The 16,472-nt window shown below is 45.3% G+C and carries 14 protein-coding genes and 2 tRNA genes; 1 reads left to right on the top strand and 15 read right to left on the bottom strand.

Annotated features, from left to right (window positions below):
* Positions 1 to 8: 8 nt before the first annotated feature.
* Positions 9 to 887, top strand: coding sequence for a U32 family peptidase (locus AB4161_RS09810; protein WP_017059237.1), 879 nt, complete (start codon positions 9 to 11; stop codon positions 885 to 887).
* An 85-nt stretch (positions 888 to 972) separates the two neighbouring features.
* Here the strand turns inward: AB4161_RS09810 and AB4161_RS09815 are convergent, their stop codons facing one another.
* The 15 genes from AB4161_RS09815 to folP form a co-directional block, all read right to left on the bottom strand.
* Positions 973 to 2,310, bottom strand: coding sequence for an MATE family efflux transporter (locus AB4161_RS09815; RefSeq protein WP_017059236.1), 1,338 nt, complete (start codon positions 2,308 to 2,310; stop codon positions 973 to 975).
* Between the two features lie 89 nt (positions 2,311 to 2,399).
* Positions 2,400 to 2,807, bottom strand: coding sequence for a MarR family winged helix-turn-helix transcriptional regulator (locus AB4161_RS09820; RefSeq protein ID WP_017056675.1), 408 nt, complete (start codon positions 2,805 to 2,807; stop codon positions 2,400 to 2,402).
* A 153-nt stretch (positions 2,808 to 2,960) separates the two neighbouring features.
* A complete protein-coding gene (gene nlpI, locus AB4161_RS09825) occupies positions 2,961 to 3,884 on the bottom strand; it encodes a lipoprotein NlpI (protein ID WP_017059235.1) in 924 nt (307 codons plus the stop codon).
* Between the two features lie 124 nt (positions 3,885 to 4,008).
* On the bottom strand, positions 4,009 to 6,129 hold the full coding sequence (gene pnp, locus AB4161_RS09830) for a polyribonucleotide nucleotidyltransferase (RefSeq protein ID WP_017059234.1): 2,121 nt from the start codon (positions 6,127 to 6,129) through the stop codon (positions 4,009 to 4,011).
* A 378-nt stretch (positions 6,130 to 6,507) separates the two neighbouring features.
* A complete protein-coding gene (rpsO, locus tag AB4161_RS09835) occupies positions 6,508 to 6,777 on the bottom strand; it encodes a 30S ribosomal protein S15 (protein ID WP_010436144.1) in 270 nt (89 codons plus the stop codon).
* A gap of 213 nt (positions 6,778 to 6,990) precedes the next feature.
* Positions 6,991 to 7,944 carry a tRNA pseudouridine(55) synthase TruB gene (gene truB, locus AB4161_RS09840; RefSeq protein WP_017059233.1) on the bottom strand — a complete coding sequence of 318 codons (954 nt, stop codon included), beginning with the start codon at positions 7,942 to 7,944 and terminating at the stop codon, positions 6,991 to 6,993.
* Positions 7,944 to 8,357: a 30S ribosome-binding factor RbfA gene (gene rbfA / locus AB4161_RS09845; RefSeq protein WP_017059232.1), complete on the bottom strand. Its 414-nt coding sequence runs from the start codon at positions 8,355 to 8,357 to the stop codon at positions 7,944 to 7,946. Before rbfA ends, truB begins: the two co-directional genes overlap by 1 nt.
* A 134-nt stretch (positions 8,358 to 8,491) precedes the next feature.
* Complete coding sequence (gene infB / locus AB4161_RS09850) at positions 8,492 to 11,182, bottom strand: translation initiation factor IF-2 (RefSeq protein ID WP_017059231.1); 2,691 nt, start codon at positions 11,180 to 11,182, stop codon at positions 8,492 to 8,494.
* A gap of 22 nt (positions 11,183 to 11,204) precedes the next feature.
* Positions 11,205 to 12,692: a transcription termination factor NusA gene (gene nusA / locus AB4161_RS09855; protein ID WP_017059230.1), complete on the bottom strand. Its 1,488-nt coding sequence runs from the start codon at positions 12,690 to 12,692 to the stop codon at positions 11,205 to 11,207.
* Positions 12,693 to 12,727: 35 nt separating this feature from the next.
* Positions 12,728 to 13,183, bottom strand: a complete 456-nt coding sequence (rimP, locus tag AB4161_RS09860) for a ribosome maturation factor RimP (protein WP_004738265.1) — start codon at positions 13,181 to 13,183, stop codon at positions 12,728 to 12,730.
* A 234-nt stretch (positions 13,184 to 13,417) separates the two neighbouring features.
* A tRNA-Met gene (locus tag AB4161_RS09865) sits at positions 13,418 to 13,494 on the bottom strand.
* 53 nt (positions 13,495 to 13,547) lie between these two features.
* Positions 13,548 to 13,632, bottom strand: a tRNA-Leu gene (locus AB4161_RS09870).
* A 16-nt stretch (positions 13,633 to 13,648) separates the two neighbouring features.
* Complete coding sequence (gene secG / locus AB4161_RS09875) at positions 13,649 to 13,981, bottom strand: preprotein translocase subunit SecG (protein ID WP_017059392.1); 333 nt, start codon at positions 13,979 to 13,981, stop codon at positions 13,649 to 13,651.
* 294 nt (positions 13,982 to 14,275) lie between these two features.
* Positions 14,276 to 15,616: a phosphoglucosamine mutase gene (glmM, locus tag AB4161_RS09880; RefSeq protein WP_017059393.1), complete on the bottom strand. Its 1,341-nt coding sequence runs from the start codon at positions 15,614 to 15,616 to the stop codon at positions 14,276 to 14,278.
* 21 nt (positions 15,617 to 15,637) lie between these two features.
* Positions 15,638 to 16,468, bottom strand: a complete 831-nt coding sequence (gene folP / locus AB4161_RS09885; RefSeq protein ID WP_372083278.1) for a dihydropteroate synthase — start codon at positions 16,466 to 16,468, stop codon at positions 15,638 to 15,640.
* Positions 16,469 to 16,472: the final 4 nt, after the last annotated feature.

The raw sequence follows: 16,472 nt of genomic DNA on the forward strand, positions 1-16,472 counted from the left end.
AGAACTCAATGAAATACGCATTAGGCCCTCTACTTTATTTTTGGCCAAAACAAGACGTTGAAAGCTTCTATGAGCAAGCGAAATCAAGCTCAGCCGATATCATCTACCTAGGTGAAGCGGTGTGTTCAAAGCGTCGTGAGATGAAAGCGAAACACTGGATGGACATTGCTAAAGAGCTGTCGGCTTCAGGTAAGCAAGTCGTACTTTCCACCATGGCATTGCTAGAAGCACCAAGCGAAGTCAACATCATGAAGAAGTACATCGATAACGGTGACTTTGCGATCGAAGCCAATGATGTGTCTGCTATTCAACTGGCCAGCGAAAGCAAAGTACCTTTCGTGGTTGGCCCGGCAGTAAACACCTACAACGCACGCACCCTGAACCTGTTCTTGAAACAAGGTATGACGCGTTGGTGTATGCCGGTTGAGCTTTCTCGCGAATGGCTAAGCAACGTAATGACCCAGTGCGAAGAGCTAAATATTCGTAACAAGTTCGAAGTTGAAGTGTTTAGCCACGGCTACCTGCCGCTTGCTTACTCAGCACGCTGCTTTACCGCTCGCGCTGAAAACAAAGCTAAAGACGATTGCGAAACCTGCTGTATCAAGTACCCAACAGGGCTACAAGTAGAAAGCCAAGAAGGCCAATCAGTCTTCAACCTTAACGGTATTCAGACGCAATCAGGCTACTGCTACAACCTAGTCAATGATTTACCGAACATGCACGACCTGGTTGATGTGGTTCGTTTAAGCCCTCTCGGTATCGATACCTTCTCTGAAATCAACAACTTCAGAGCAAACGAGCAAGGTCAAAAACCGATGAAAATTGAAAGCCGCCAATGTAATGGGTATTGGCATCAGCTTGCAGGTTTAGACGTTAAGAACATCTAGTTCCTCGCATTGGACTAACCAGTAACAAATACAAAAAAGGTCTAGCATTCGCTAGACCTATTTTATTCGACTTAAGAAACGCGACCTATGCCGCCGCGGTTTCCATCGATGAGGCATCGAGCTTCTTTATATCTTTGTAGAGCATCACCATCACCACCACACTTAGCGCGATGTTAGACAGTGGGTACGCAATCCAGATCCCCGGCACACCGTACAACTTAGGCATGATATACAGGAACGGCAGTTGGATTAGCATATTGCCTATCGTTACAAACATCGCCTTGCTGCCCTTGTTTACCGCTTGGTAATAAGCACCCGCTACCACTAAGAAACCGTCCAGCGCCAATGCAAACATGTGTAGTCGAATACCCAACACCGTGTACTCAACTAACTGAGGTTCGTCTGAGTTAAATACTGATACAAACTCACGTGGGAACGCATTGAGAAGCAGCACGAACGCCACACCAATCAATACCGAACTCATCATCGCAATCTTAAGTAGCTTGCGGATGTTTGCTTGGTTACGCGCACCATGGTTGTAGCTCACCAATGGTTGCATGCCGTTGGCGATACCTTCAGCCGTGAGATAATAAACCGTCACGATGTAGCCCAAAATCGCGTAAGCACCGATCATCAACTGGTCGCCATATTGAGAGAACAACGCATTGTGCAACGCCACCATCATCGAACCATAAGCGTACATAAAGAAGCTTGATGTACCAATGGCGAAGATTTGTGGAATCACATCCAGCTTCAATCTCAACTCATTCCAACGTAAACGTAGGTTTGCTCGACGCGAGAAGAAGTAAGCCAAGCCGAGAGCCGTTACTACAAACTGGGCAATCGCTGTTGCTAATGCTGCACCCATCAACTCCCAGCCATAGAGAGCGATAAACAGGTAATCGAGCACGATATTAATCACCGCACCAACGATCATCAGTATCGTCGCTAAGTTCGGACTGTCATCGTTACGCAGTAGAAACGGCATCGCGATCGAACCTAGCGTGAAGACACTAGCACCAATCAGAATGTGTAAGTACTGCAGACCAAGTTCATACACTCGCCCTTCAGCGCCCTGCCAAAGCAAGAAGTTATCAGCAAACAAGAACAGCAATGCAGAGACAATAGGCGTTATCGCTAACAACAAGGTTAAGCCCGTTGCTAAGATCTGCTTAGCGCCTTGAGTATCTTTTTCACCTTGGCGAATCGAGACAAGCGCACCTGTGCCCACACCCACCAACATACCAATACCAAGAATCGAACCAATCACAGGCCACGCAACATTGATACCTGCAAGTCCATCAGCCCCCACATAGCGGCCAATGAAGATGCCATCCACCACTTGGTACAGGCCATTAACCAACATGGCCGCCACGGTAGGGATTGTGTATCGCCAAAATTGACGACTAATTGAGTTACTCATTTCTTACTCTACTTTCATTTGTGAGTCGCATATCAACAAGATATGACTCGAAAAATTAGTTAACAAGGCTAACTAAATATCTAAATTATTTACTTTAAAGCTTTATTTAATAATAGGTTTAACTGCTGAGATTCTTGCTCAGACAAACGGCTTTCCAGTATCTGTGCCATGACCTGATAGATCTTACTTTCTTCTTCCAAGCCGACTTCCGCTTTGCTGGTCAGTACGACCAACTTAGACCTCGCATCTTCGAGCGAAGCTTTACGCTCAACGAGACCTTTTCTCTCTAACCTTTGAACCATAGTAGTTGCTGAAGGCTTGGTTACTTGCATTTCAATCGCCAGATCTGTCAATCGGATCGGTTCAGGAGAGGCTTGAATGACCTTCAAATAGTCATATTCATTGAAGCTCAATTGGCAAATAGGATCTTCATTTACCTGAGTGCGCCATATCTTAGAGGCGAAGCGCTCAATCTTTTCTAAATTCTGGTTCAGCATACTCACCTAATCAAAGAATGGCATTTAGTTAGCAAGGCTAACTATTTTAGTGTTGTTTAAATAAAAAGCAATCAAAACGAGATGAAGATCATAAAAAAGGAGCATAAAAAAACCGCTGACAGGCAGCGGCTTTTCGGAATCAAAATGTGTTGCTTACTTAGCGTTAGCTTCTTCTTCGGCCTCAGCTAACTTAACTTGTGCTAAGTGCTCAGCTTTAAGCGTGGTGAAGATACGGCTTAACTCTAAGAAAGAGTAACGGTGTTCTACGTATTCATACACGTTAAAAGAAACCGCTAACTTGTACAAAGAGATAGCATTCGCGTAATCACCATTCATATGGTAACGCTTAGCAAGGTAGAAGTACGTCTCTGTTAGACGCTGCGCAAGTAACGTGTTGTCACGAGTACCGGTTAAGATCGCCTTGAAAGCCTGCTCTTCAGTAATGTCATCAAGCATAATCGCGACTAATACCCAACCCCACTGCTCATCACGGCTCTCGTAACGTTTTTGCAAATCAAGCTTAGCCTGCTCTGGCGTCAGCTCATGCTGAATGATGTACAACCACAGAGCGCGAAACGGATCGCTAGGATCGTCGGCATAGTGCTTCATCATCTCTTCATTGGCTAAGTCGTAACGCTCGCCATAGTAAAGCGCGATAGAGCGGTTCCTTTCTGCGTAAGAGTTTGCAGGATCAAGCTCTAACGTAGAATCAAAAGATTCATAAGCCGCATCAAACTCCCCTACCTGCGTAAAGTAAACACCCAAAAGATTGAAGATATCAGGTTGAGCAGGGTTCAATGAAAGAGATTGGTTGAAGTCGAGACGCGCGAGATCACGCAGGCCAACACTGTCGTAGTAGTTACCACGTTCAAACAGCATCTTAGCTCGAACTTCATCGTTCAAATCTGGGCGCTGTAATAACTGACTAAGACGTGCAATTTGAACTTCTTGCTGAACGCTTGGTTGCAGTGGCACAGCCATCGGTGGATAAACCCAACTTGAGGTGTTATCTGATGTTGTCGCACAACCTGTTAGTACAAGCAGTAAACACATACTCGCGGTTTGAAACCATTTCACAAATAATTACTCCTGTTATGACCGCAATAAAAAAGGGGAGCGATATGCTCCCCTTTATAACATGCTTTGTTGACGATAGGTTAGAAATCACTAAAAAGCGATATCACCATCGACACACTGAGAATTACTCAGCAGCAGGTGCTTCGCCTTCAGCTGGCGTTTCAACTGCTTCTTTCATGCTTAGACGTACACGGCCTTGACGGTCAATTTCAAGAACCTTAACAGGAACTTCTTGACCTTCAGTTAGGTAGTCAGACACTTTCTCAACGCGCTTGTCAGCGATTTGAGAGATGTGTACTAGACCATCTTTACCTGGAAGGATAGTAACGAATGCACCGAAGTCAGCTAGACGAGCAACTTTACCTTGGTAAATGCGACCAACTTCAACTTCAGCTGTGATCTCTTCGATACGACGGATAGCTTCTTTAGCAGCTGCGCCTTCAGTAGCAGCAATCTTGATTGTGCCATCGTCTTCGATTTCGATTGTAGTACCAGTTTCTTCACAAAGAGCACGGATAACTGCGCCGCCTTTACCGATAACATCTTTGATCTTATCAGAGCTGATTTTCATTGTGTGGATACGTGGAGCGAATTCAGAGATATCTTCACGAGCACCAGAGATAGCTTCATCCATTACAGAAAGGATGTGCTTACGTGCTCCTTGCGCTTGGTTAAGTGCAATTTGCATGATCTCTTTAGTGATACCTTCGATCTTGATGTCCATTTGAAGTGCAGTGATACCAGCGTTAGTACCTGCTACTTTAAAGTCCATGTCACCTAGGTGATCTTCGTCGCCAAGGATGTCAGAAAGAACAACGAAATCGTCGCCTTCTTTAACAAGACCCATTGCGATACCCGCAACAGAAGCTTTGATTGGAACACCAGCATCCATAAGAGCTAGAGATGTACCACATACAGAAGCCATTGAAGAAGAACCGTTAGATTCTGTGATTTCCGATACAACACGAACTGTGTATGGGAATTCTTCAACAGAAGGCATTACTGCTTGGATACCACGTTTAGCAAGCTTACCGTGACCAATTTCACGACGCTTAGGAGAACCAACGAAACCAGTTTCACCTACACAGTATGGAGGGAAGTTGTAGTGTAGAAGGAAGTTGTCTTTCTTCTCACCCATCAGGCTGTCGATGATTTGAGCATCACGTTGTGTGCCAAGCGTTGCAGTAACAAGTGCTTGAGTTTCACCACGAGTGAATAGAGAAGAACCGTGTGTACGTGGAAGAACACCAGTACGTACGTCTAGCGCACGAACCATGTCTTTTTCACGGCCATCGATACGTGGGTTGCCAGCGATGATGCGGCTACGTACTACGTTTTTCTCTAGAGAACCAAGCATGCCACGGATTTCGCGCTCATCTAGGTTTTCGTCTTGTGCAATTAGAGCTTCAACAACGTCGTTCTTGATTACGCCAACTTGCTCGTAACGAGCCATTTTCTCAGTGATCTGGTACGCGTCAGATAGACGAGTTTCAGCAAGTTCAGCAACTTGAGCTTTAAGCTCAGTGTTAACTGCTGGTGCTTCCCAGTTCCAAGATGGAGTTGCAACTTCAGCAGCAAACTCGTTGATTGCTTTGATTACAACTTGTTGTTGGTCGTGACCGTAAACAACAGCTGAAAGCATTTCTTCTTCAGATAGGTTATCTGCTTCAGATTCAACCATAAGTACTGCGCCTTCTGTACCAGACACAACTAGGTCTAGTTTAGAGTTTTCAAGCTCAGTATTTGATGGGTTAAGAACAAGTTCGCCGTCGATGTGACCAACACGTGCAGCACCGATAGGACCATTGAATGGAGCACCAGAGATAGCAAGCGCAGCAGATGTTGCGATCATAGTGATCATGTCTGGGTTTACGTCAGGGTTGATAGAAACAACCGTAGCGATAACTTGAACTTCGTTTTTAAACGCACTTGGGAAAAGTGGACGAATTGGACGGTCAATCAGACGAGCTGTTAGTGTTTCGCCTTCAGATGGACGACCTTCACGCTTGAAGAAACCACCAGGGATTTTACCCGCAGCGTATGTACGCTCTTGGTAGTTTACTGTTAGTGGGAAGAAGTCTTGACCTGCAACTGCTTCTTTCTTAGCAACAACAGAAACGAATACTGAAGTATCGTCCATAGTCGCCATTACAGCAGCAGTAGCTTGACGTGCAATTACGCCCGTTTCTAGAGTAACGGTGTGGTTACCGTACTGGAACGATTTTACAACTGGTTTTTCAAACATTGTATATCCTTAGCTCTAAAGTCAGACTTTAGATTAAGTGAATAATGACTCAAGACATTACCAATCGCGACTAGTGAAAAGGGACTTAGGATGGTGACTCTTTGTATGTGTTCATACGCCGAATTAAGACCAAATCCGCCTTTGAATAGTCGCGACCTATTGGCCGACATCTGTGACTGTAATCTCTTGAGAGGTTGATTGCCAAACGCTGAAAACGCTATAGGCGGGCGTAGTATAAACTATTTTTATTAGGAGATATATTTCCTATCAGAAAAAGCCAGATGATATTCTGAGCATCCAGCCTAGCATTTTCTTACAGGCACAAAAAAAGGAGCATAAATGCTCCTTTTCTTCAAACTGTCTTTGCAGACATCGCTATTAGCGACGTAGGCCTAGACGCTTGATTAGGTCTTGGTAACGAGCAAGGTTTTTGCCTTTCAAGTAATCAAGAAGCTTACGACGGCTAGAAACCATACGTAGTAGACCACGACGGCTGTGGTGATCGTGTTTATGCGCTTTGAAGTGACCTTGTAGGTGGTTGATAGAAGCAGTAAGTAGTGCTACTTGTACTTCTGGTGAACCTGTGTCGCCTTCAGATTGTGCGTATTCTGCAACGATTGCTGCTTTAGTTTCTGCATTCAGAGACATAATTCTCTCCTGATAAGAGTAAGTTTATATTTGTAGCAGCCAATCTCTGATTCAGCCGCTACGCGAGCCGAGGATTATAGGGAAGTTTGTCAGTTGGTGCAATAACAATCGAACCCATTAAAAACGAAAAAAGCGAACCACCTAAATTAGGCGTTCGCTTTCTATCTTATTTGCTCGCTTTTCACGACTCAGCGCTAAGATCCGATGTAAGCGCTACGCTTGTGGCTCTTCATCTCTGAAAACAACCAAACGCTTCGGTGCAACTCGGCCATCTTCAGCAATCTGAGCTACGCCGACAAACAGCTTCTCTTCGCCACTTGTCATACGAACCGTGCCTTCAGTTGGCGCACCAGCAACCTGAACTGGCATACCGTGCTGAACTAGGTCAGTCAGTTCCGCGTTCAGGTTTACTTCTGGTAAGTCTTCAACGGCAGTGTCCATTGGCATCAGCAGTGGATCAAGCAGCTCTTTCGGTGCAATTTCTTGCGCCTGTGCTTGCTCTAGGATCTCGTTTAACTGCTCCAAAGTCACCATACGCTCGTATGGGTACTTTGCGACACCTGTACGACGAAGCATGGTCACGTGAGCACCACAACCTAGCATTTCACCAAGGTCGTCGGTAATTGTGCGGATGTATGTGCCTTTCGAACAGTGCACTTCCATTTCAACTTCATCACCTTCAAAGCGAAGCAGTTCAATAGAGTACACAGTGATCTTACGAGACTCACGAGGAACCTCGATACCTGCACGTGCGTATTCGTACAAAGGCTTACCTTGATACTTCAATGCCGAAAACATTGATGGTATCTGATCGGTTTCACCCTTGAAGCTCGCAATGCAACGTTCAAGCTGTTCTTGAGTCACGTTAACATCACGTGTCTCTACCACTTCACCATCAGAGTCAGAGGTATTGGTACGCTCACCAAGCTTAGCGATAACAACGTAGCGCTTATCAGAATCTAGAAGAAACTGAGAGAACTTCGTTGCTTCACCAAGACAAATTGGCAGCATGCCAGTCGCAAGAGGATCCAGAGCACCGGTGTGCCCTGCCTTCTCTGCAAAGTAAATACGCTTTACTTTTTGCAGTGCATCATTAGACGAAATGCCAGTCGGCTTATCTAATAGAATTACCCCGTTGATAGGGCGACCTTTACGACGGCGAGCCATTACTCTTCGCCCTTAGACTGAGCTTCGTCAGTGCGGCCAGCTTCTTCTTGCTTACGCTTATCATCGTTCAGAACTTCACTTACTAGGTTAGACATACGCATGCCTTCTACTAGTGTGTTGTCGTAAGTAAAACGAACTTCAGGCGTTAGACGGTGGCGAATACGCTTACCAAGAGCCATACGAACTGGCACTTCATGCTCTTTAAGAGCTTTAAGGCATGATTCAGGAGTTTGCTCACCAACACACAGGAAAGTCACGAACACTTTTGCGTAAGCAAGGTCACGAGACACTTCTACGTCTGAGATAGTTACCATACCAATACGTGAGTCACGAACTTCACGTTGTAGGATAAGAGCAAGCTCTTTTTGAAGCTGCTGAGACACACGTTGTGTGCGGCTAAATTCTTTTGACATTTTCTTTTCTCACTTAGAAAGATGGGGGGCTTGGTAATTACCAGCCCCCCATGGTGTATTCAACAACCGATTACTTATTACCTTTACTAGTAATGTTAGTAACCTTAGTCAATATGTCGAGTCGTACAGACTGATTAGTCTAGAGTACGTTTAACCTCAACGATTTCGAATACTTCGATCTGGTCACCAACGCGAACGTCGTTGTAGTTCTTAACGCCGACACCACACTCGTAACCGTTCTTAACTTCTTGTACGTCATCTTTAAAGCGACGAAGTGACTCTAGTTCACCTTCGTAGATAACAACGTTTTCACGAAGTACGCGGATTGGGTTGCTACGCTTAATCGTACCTTCAGTCACGATACAACCAGCGATTGCACCAAGTTTAGGCGACTTAAATACGTCACGAACTTGTGCAAGACCAATGATCTCTTGACGGAATTCAGGAGCAAGCATACCGCCCATCGCCTGTTTAACTTCGTCAATCAGTTGGTAAATGATTGAGTAGTAACGTAGATCTAGGTTTTCGTTCTGAACCGTGTTACGCGCAGTTGCGTCAGCACGAACGTTGAAACCAAGGATGATAGCGTTAGAAGCTGCAGCAAGAGTTGCATCAGTTTCAGTAATACCACCAACACCAGAACCTACGATGTTCACTTTAACTTCGTCAGTAGACAGTTTCAGTAGAGAGTCAGCAATCGCTTCTACAGAACCTTGAACGTCAGCTTTAAGTACAACGTTAAGCTCAGCAACTTCGCCAGCCGTCATGTTCGCGAACATGTTCTCTAGTTTCGCTTTTTGTTGGCGAGCTAGTTTAACATCACGGAATTTACCTTGACGGTAGTTCGCAACTTCACGTGCTTTACGCTCATCACGTACAACAGTCGCTTCATCGCCTGACGAAGGAACACCAGAAAGACCTAGAATTTCTACAGGAATAGATGGACCTGCAGTTTCGATGTCTTTACCGTTTTCATCACGCATTGCACGAACACGGCCGTACTCTTGACCACAAAGAACGATATCGCCTTTGTTTAGAGTACCAGACTGTACTAGTACTGTTGCAACTGGACCACGACCTTTATCAAGACGAGATTCAACAACAACACCAGACGCCATGCCTTCTTTAACCGCTGTAAGTTCAAGAACTTCAGACTGAAGAAGGATAGCTTCTAGAAGACCATCGATGTTTGTACCCTGTTTAGCAGAGATGTGAACGAAGATGTTCTCACCACCCCATTCTTCAGGGATAACGTCGTATTGAGCTAGCTCATTCTTAACGTTGTCTGGGTTTGCACCCTCTTTATCGATCTTGTTCACAGCAACAATCAGAGGAACGCCTGCCGCTTTCGCGTGCTGGATTGCTTCGATTGTTTGTGGCATTACGCCATCGTCTGCTGCAACTACAAGTACAACGATATCTGTCGCTTGAGCACCACGAGCACGCATAGCTGTAAACGCCGCGTGTCCAGGAGTATCAAGGAAAGTGATCATACCGTTGTCAGTATCTACGTGGTAAGCACCAATGTGCTGCGTGATACCGCCAGCTTCGCCAGAAGCAACGTGTGCTTTACGAATGTAATCAAGTGTTGAAGTTTTACCGTGGTCAACGTGACCCATGATAGTAACAACAGGAGCACGACCTTCAGCGATAGCATCGCTATCACGGTCAGCTAGTACTGCTTCTTCAAGTTCGTTTTCTTTACGTAGGATTACCTTGTGACCCATTTCTTCAGCAACAAGTTGTGCTGTTTCTTGGTCGATCACTTGGTTGATAGTCGCCATAGCGCCCATCTTCATCATTACTTTGATAACTTCAGTTGCTTTAACTGACATTTTGCTAGCCAGTTCAGAAACAACGATAGTTTCGCCGATAGCAACGTCAGATTTAGCAACAGTTGCTGACTTATCGAAGCCTTGCTGCATTGAAGTTGGTTTAGCAAGCTTACCTTTACCGCCACGACCACGCTGGTTACGACCACCACGGTTGTTTGCAGGTTGGTTAGCAGGAGCTGCTTTCTTCTTGCGACGACGAGGTGCTTTCTCATCTTTCTTATCTGCCGCATCTTCAGCTTCACGAGCGTAAGTAGAAGTAGTCACATGGTAATCCGCAGATTTCTCTTGCTCTTTCTTCTTCTTCTCTTCTTCAGACCAACGTTCTTGGTTCTCTTCTGCTAACTTACGAGCTTCTTCAACAAGCTTAGCTGCTTCAGCTTCTGCTTTACGAGTTGCTTCTAGCTCTTGACGAGCTTTAAGTTCATCCGCTTCTTTTTTCGCTTGTGCGTTAGCGTCTGCATTTTTTGAATTCATGTCTTTTTTAGCCTTTTCAGCTTGTGCGCGTTGAGCCTTCTCTTCAGCTTCACGTTTTGCATCCGCTTCACGTGTTACTTTTTCTTCAGCTTCGCGCTGTGCTTTCTCTGCAGCATCACGTTTCGCTTGCTCTTCAGCATCGCGTTGTGCTTTCTCTTCCGCTTCACGATTAGCTACTTCCTCAGCTTCACGTTTCGCTTCATCTTCAATAGTGCTGCGCTTCACGTAAGTACGCTTTTTACGTACCTCTACTTGAACATCCTTACTCTTACCGCCTCCAGCGGCAACACTTAGCGTGCTGCGGGTCTTGCGTTGAAGAGTTAAACGAGTCGGTTCTGTTTCGCCTGAAGTATCGCCGTGCTCCTTTTTAAGGTGCGTTAGCAATGTTTGCTTCTCTGAATCAGTCACTTGATCCGACCCTGCTTTCTTCATGCCTGCATCAGCAAGTTGTTCAATTAAGCGGTCAACTGGCGTACCAATCTCTTCACTCAGTGCTTTAACTGTTAATTGTGTCATACCGCTTTCTCTCCTTGCTGAATTATTCTTCGTCGCCGAACCAACAGATGTTACGCGCAGCCATAATTAGCTCGCCTGCACGCTCTGCAGTTAGGTCTTCGATGCCTTCTAGTTCATCAACGCCTTGGTCAGCTAGGTCTTCCAGTGTCGCAACGCCTTTTGCTGCTAGCTTGTAAGCCATTTCACGCTCAAGACCTTCAAGTGCAAGTAAGTCTTCAGCAGGCTCAACACCGTCGAAAGTTTCTTCTTTCGCTAGCGCTAGAGTAGTCAGTGCGTCTTTTGCGCGGTTACGTAGTTCTTCAACGATACCTTCGTCTAGACCGTCTACTTCAAGAAGCTCGTTCACAGGAACGTATGCTACTTCTTCAAGCGTAGAGAAGCCTTCTTCAACAAGCATTTGAGCAAAGTCTTCTTCAATGTCTAGGTGCTTCATGAAGTTTTCAATAGAAGCAACTGCTTCTTCTTGGTGCTTCTTCTCAAGATCAGCAACAGTCATTACGTTCAGTTCCCAACCAGTAAGTTGAGACGCTAGACGTACGTTTTGACCGCTACGGCCAATCGCTTGTGCTAGGTTATCCGCTTCAACAGCGATATCCATAGAGTGTGCGTCTTCATCAACGATGATTGAAGCAACATCAGCAGGAGCCATTGCGTTGATTACGAATTGAGCCGGGTTATCATCCCAAAGAACGATATCAATACGCTCACCACCAAGATCGTTAGAAACAGCTTGTACACGTGCGCCACGCATACCAACACACGCACCAACTGGGTCAATACGTTTGTCGTTTGTTTTCACAGCGATTTTAGCACGAGAACCAGCGTCACGTGCAGCACCTTTAAGTTCAATTAGCTCTTCACCAATCTCAGGCACTTCAACACGGAATAGTTCAGCTAGCATTTCTGGCTTCGAACGAGTAACGAAAAGCTGGAAACCACGAGCTTCTGGTTTAACTGCGTAAAGAAGACCACGAACACGGTCACCTGGACGGAAGTTTTCACGAGGAAGTTGGTCATCACGAAGGATTACCGCTTCAGCGTTGTTACCTAGGTCTAGAATAATAGTGTCACGGTTAACTTTCTTAACTGCGCCAGTTACTAGCTCGCCTTCGTTATCGATGAACTGCTCAACGATTTGAGCGCGTTCAGCTTCACGTACTTTCTGTACGATAACTTGCTTAGCCGTTTGAGTCGTAATACGGTCAAACGTTACTGATTCGATATCATCTTCAATGAAACCGCCAAGTTCGATCTCTGGGTCATCGTACTTTGCAGCTTCAATAGAGATTTCTTTTGTTGGGAATTCAACTTCCTCAACAGCTTCCCAACGACGGAAAGTTTCGAAATCACCCGTTTTACGGTCAATTTCAACACGAACTTCAATTTCTAGTTCGCTTTTCTTTTTTGTTGCCGTTGCAAGCGCGATTTCAAGCGCTTCAAAAATACGCTCACGAGGAACTGCTTTCTCATTTGAAACAGCTTCTACTACCGCCAAAATTTCTTTGTTCATTAATCTAGCCTCTTAAGCTCTTCTCTCTAGGAGAACTAAAATTTAGGGATCAGGTTAGCTTTCGCAATATTGCTCAGGACGAATTCTTCTTCTTGTCCTTCAACCAATACTTTCACTGTCTCGCCTTCGATAGATTGGATATCACCTTTCCATTTACGACGGTTGCCGACAGCCATTTTCAAAACGATGCTTACCTCGTGACCAATAAATTGTTGGTAATGCTCTGCTTTGAACAGTGGTCTCTCTAAACCTGGTGAAGACACTTCAAGGTTATAAGCCACTGAAATTGGATCTTCAACGTCCATTACGGCACTTACTTGGTGGCTAACTTCAGCGCAATCATCTACATTGATACCGTTTGGTGAATCGATGTAAATACGTAGCGTTGAGTGCTCACCAGCACGAATAAATTCTAATCCAACTAACTCATAACCTGATGCTGCTACTGGAGCGTCAAGCATTTCAGTAAGTTGTCTTTCTAAACCAGTCATTTAACCACTCCAGAAACAAAAAAAGGGCTCAAAGCCCAATTTAAATTCCAAGCAAACATTATCTAAATACATTTACAAATGCTTAGATAACAAAAAACCCCGTATAAGCCGGGGTTTTTGTTGCTGGACCCTTATATGTTAAGTGCCATCACATTCGATATCGCACCTAACTCACAGTGAGGTTCACACTGTGCAAACTTGCTACCAATACAAGCTATATAATAGCATTGAAATTGGTTGCGGGAGCCGGATTTGAACCGACGACCTTCGGGTTATGAGCCCGACGAGCTACCAAACTGCTCCATCCCGCGTCCGACTTGCGAGCATTATACGCCCAACAAGATGTTTTACAAGTTTGTAAACATGGTGCCGAGAGAGGGACTCGAACCCTCACACCCTAAGGCACTAGCACCTCATGCTAGCGTGTCTACCAATTTCACCATCTCGGCATCAAATCTTTACAGATTATTGTGGAATTTCGTCGCCTTGCGCCGGAACTTCACTCACTGCATCATCAGCTTGTTGAATCACCTGACCTTGGGTCGGGTCAATCCATTGTGACTCAGTTTTATGTGTAGACATATTACCAAGCACTAAGCTAAGGATAAAAAATGTAGTTGCAAAAATTGCAGTCATTCGGGTAAGGAAATTTCCTGAGCCACCAGCACCAAACACAGTGTTTGAAGCGCCAGCACCGAAAGAGGCTCCCATATCTGCGCCTTTACCTTGTTGAATCAACACTAGGCCAATTACACCAAGCGCTGCCAACAGGTAAATCACAAGTAGAACTGTAAACATTTTTCCACCTATGTTCCTAATTGTTGAGCCAGCGCCGTTCATAAAACTATTTTTAAGAACAAGGCTAGCGACCTCCTAACTGAAGGCCGAGCAATACTAGCGAATGCGACGATGGCTGACAAGGAGAATTTGCTAAAAAATAAGCCTTTACCAAGTGAATGGTCAAAAAAAGGTCAAAAGCGACACAAAACTCATTTATGTCTCTTTTGACCGTTATATCTTTTGACCGTGATATAAGTCAACCACTTCTAATCACAAGCGCTATTCGCTGCGCCAGCTAAGTAAAAGGTTAAATTAGCAGTTTGCTTTTACTGCATCTGCAATCTTAAGCGCTGATGCTTGAACAAGCTCTGCATCTTCGCCTTCAACCATGACACGCAGTAGTGGCTCGGTACCAGACTTGCGTAATAGTACACGGCCTTTCTCGCCAAGCTCTGCTTCTACTTCAACAACCGCTGCTTTTACCGCTTCGGCTTCTAGTGGGTTTGAATCTCCGCTGAAACGAACGTTTTCTAGAACTTGAGGGTACAACGTCATGCCCTGAGACAACTCATTCAGTGTCATTTCGCTATCAACAACTGAAGCCAAAACTTGCAGAGCAGCAACGATAGCATCACCCGTCGTCACTTTATCTAGTAGGATAACGTGCCCCGAGTTTTCAGCGCCGATCTTCCAGCCTTTAGCAAGAAGCTGTTCCATTACGTAACGGTCACCAACAGCAGCACGTACAAACGGAATACCTAACTGCTTAAGGCCGTTTTCCATACCCAGGTTGGTCATTAGTGTACCAACAACGCCGCCTTTCAACTCACCGCGACGCAGTGCATCACGAGCAATAATGTAAGCGATTTGGTCGCCATCAACTTTGTTGCCTAGCTCGTCAACCATGATGATACGGTCACCATCACCATCAAAGCCAAGACCTAATGCCGCTTTTTCTTCAAGCACTTTTGCTTGCAGAGCACGTACATCCGTCGCACCGACTTCGTGGTTGATGTTAGTACCGTTTGGCTCAACACCAATCGCAACGACCTCAGCACCCAGTTCTTTAAATACAGCAGGCGCAATGTGGTAAGTCGCACCATGTGCACAATCGATAACGATCTTCATGCCAGCTAATGTCATTTTATGTGGGAACGTACTTTTACAGAACTCGATGTAACGGCCAGCCGCATCGTTCAAACGTACTGCTTTACCTAGCTCTGAAGAATCAACACATTCGATGTCTTTATCCAACTCTGCTTCAATTGCCAACTCGATATCGTCCGGCAGTTTTGTTCCCTCAGAAGAGAAGAACTTGATACCGTTATCGTAGTATGGGTTGTGTGATGCAGAGATAACGATCCCTGCTTCAGCGCGGAAGGTTTGAGTTAGGTAAGCCACAGCAGGTGTTGGCATTGGGCCAGTAAACGTAGCCTGAAGACCAGCAGCCGCAAGACCAGCTTCTAACGCAGACTCCAACATGTAACCAGAGATACGAGTATCTTTGCCGATAATAACTTTCTTTGTACCTTGCTTCGCAAGTACACGACCAGCAGCCCAGCCAAGCTTCAGAACAAAATCAGGTGTGATCGGGTACTGGCCTACTTTGCCACGCACACCATCTGTGCCGAAATAACGTCTTTTATCAGACATAGTGATTTTCCTTAATTATATTTAGTGATTGTTGTCCATCACTTCGATTATTTTCATCGCTTCCAGTGTCTCCTCGACATCATGAACGCGAATAATTTGTGCGCCTTTGATTGCAGCGATGGTAGCGCAAGTGACGCTTGCGACCATGCAGTCGGCCGGAACCTTGTCTAGCAATTTAAAGATCATCGATTTTCTCGACATCCCCGCTAAAACAGGTAAGCCTAACGAATGAAACTTTTCAAGATGCGCTAGTAGGTGATAATTGTGTTCGATGGTTTTCCCAAAGCCAAAGCCAGGGTCAAGGATCAGCTGATCTTTTGAAATACCCACCGCCTCACACGCTTCTACCCTTTCTTGCAAGAATGCTTCTACATCCTGAAGAACATCATCATAACTTGGGTTAGCTTGCATGGTTCTCGGCTGACCTTTCATGTGCATCAGACAAATCGGAACATTAGCATCAGCGGCGACTTGTAATGCTCCAGGCTCTTGCAAAGCGCGCACATCATTGATCAAATCAGCGCCCGCTTCAACAGCTTGGCGCATCACTTCCGCTTTACTGGTATCTATCGAGATCCACACATCAAACTTGGCACGAATGGCTTTAATAGCAGGAATAACGCGAGCGAGCTCTTCTTCTAAAGGTACATCAGGTGCTCCCGGGCGAGTTGACTCACCACCAATGTCAATAATGCTAACACCAGCTTGAATCATTCGCTCTGCTTGCAGTAGAGCACTATCTAATGAATTGAATTTTCCGCCATCAGAGAAAGAGTCAGGCGTAACATTGAGGATACCCATCACATGTGGGCGGTCTAAAACGAGCGTTTTATTGTGTGCTTTTAATATCATGGAA

Source organism: Vibrio sp. 10N.286.51.E5, from assembly GCF_041469125.1.
Taxonomy (GTDB): domain Bacteria; phylum Pseudomonadota; class Gammaproteobacteria; order Enterobacterales; family Vibrionaceae; genus Vibrio; species Vibrio crassostreae_C.

What these genes read in the sequence shown, in the direction of transcription:
- AB4161_RS09810 (WP_017059237.1), top strand. Translation starts at nt 9, where the DNA reads ATGAAATACGCATTAGGCCCTCTACTTTATTTTTGGCCAAAACAAGAC.
- AB4161_RS09815 (WP_017059236.1), bottom strand. Translation starts at nt 2,310, where the DNA reads ATGAGTAACTCAATTAGTCGTCAATTTTGGCGATACACAATCCCTACC.
- AB4161_RS09820 (WP_017056675.1), bottom strand. Translation starts at nt 2,807, where the DNA reads ATGCTGAACCAGAATTTAGAAAAGATTGAGCGCTTCGCCTCTAAGATA.
- pnp (WP_017059234.1), bottom strand. Translation starts at nt 6,129, where the DNA reads ATGTTTGAAAAACCAGTTGTAAAATCGTTCCAGTACGGTAACCACACC.
- rpsO (WP_010436144.1), bottom strand. Translation starts at nt 6,777, where the DNA reads ATGTCTCTGAATGCAGAAACTAAAGCAGCAATCGTTGCAGAATACGCA.
- truB (WP_017059233.1), bottom strand. Translation starts at nt 7,944, where the DNA reads ATGGCTCGCCGTCGTAAAGGTCGCCCTATCAACGGGGTAATTCTATTA.
- rbfA (WP_017059232.1), bottom strand. Translation starts at nt 8,357, where the DNA reads ATGTCAAAAGAATTTAGCCGCACACAACGTGTGTCTCAGCAGCTTCAA.
- infB (WP_017059231.1), bottom strand. Translation starts at nt 11,182, where the DNA reads ATGACACAATTAACAGTTAAAGCACTGAGTGAAGAGATTGGTACGCCA.
- nusA (WP_017059230.1), bottom strand. Translation starts at nt 12,692, where the DNA reads ATGAACAAAGAAATTTTGGCGGTAGTAGAAGCTGTTTCAAATGAGAAA.
- rimP (WP_004738265.1), bottom strand. Translation starts at nt 13,183, where the DNA reads ATGACTGGTTTAGAAAGACAACTTACTGAAATGCTTGACGCTCCAGTA.
- secG (WP_017059392.1), bottom strand. Translation starts at nt 13,981, where the DNA reads ATGTTTACAGTTCTACTTGTGATTTACCTGTTGGCAGCGCTTGGTGTA.
- glmM (WP_017059393.1), bottom strand. Translation starts at nt 15,616, where the DNA reads ATGTCTGATAAAAGACGTTATTTCGGCACAGATGGTGTGCGTGGCAAA.
- folP (WP_372083278.1), bottom strand. Translation starts at nt 16,468, where the DNA reads ATGATATTAAAAGCACACAATAAAACGCTCGTTTTAGACCGCCCACAT.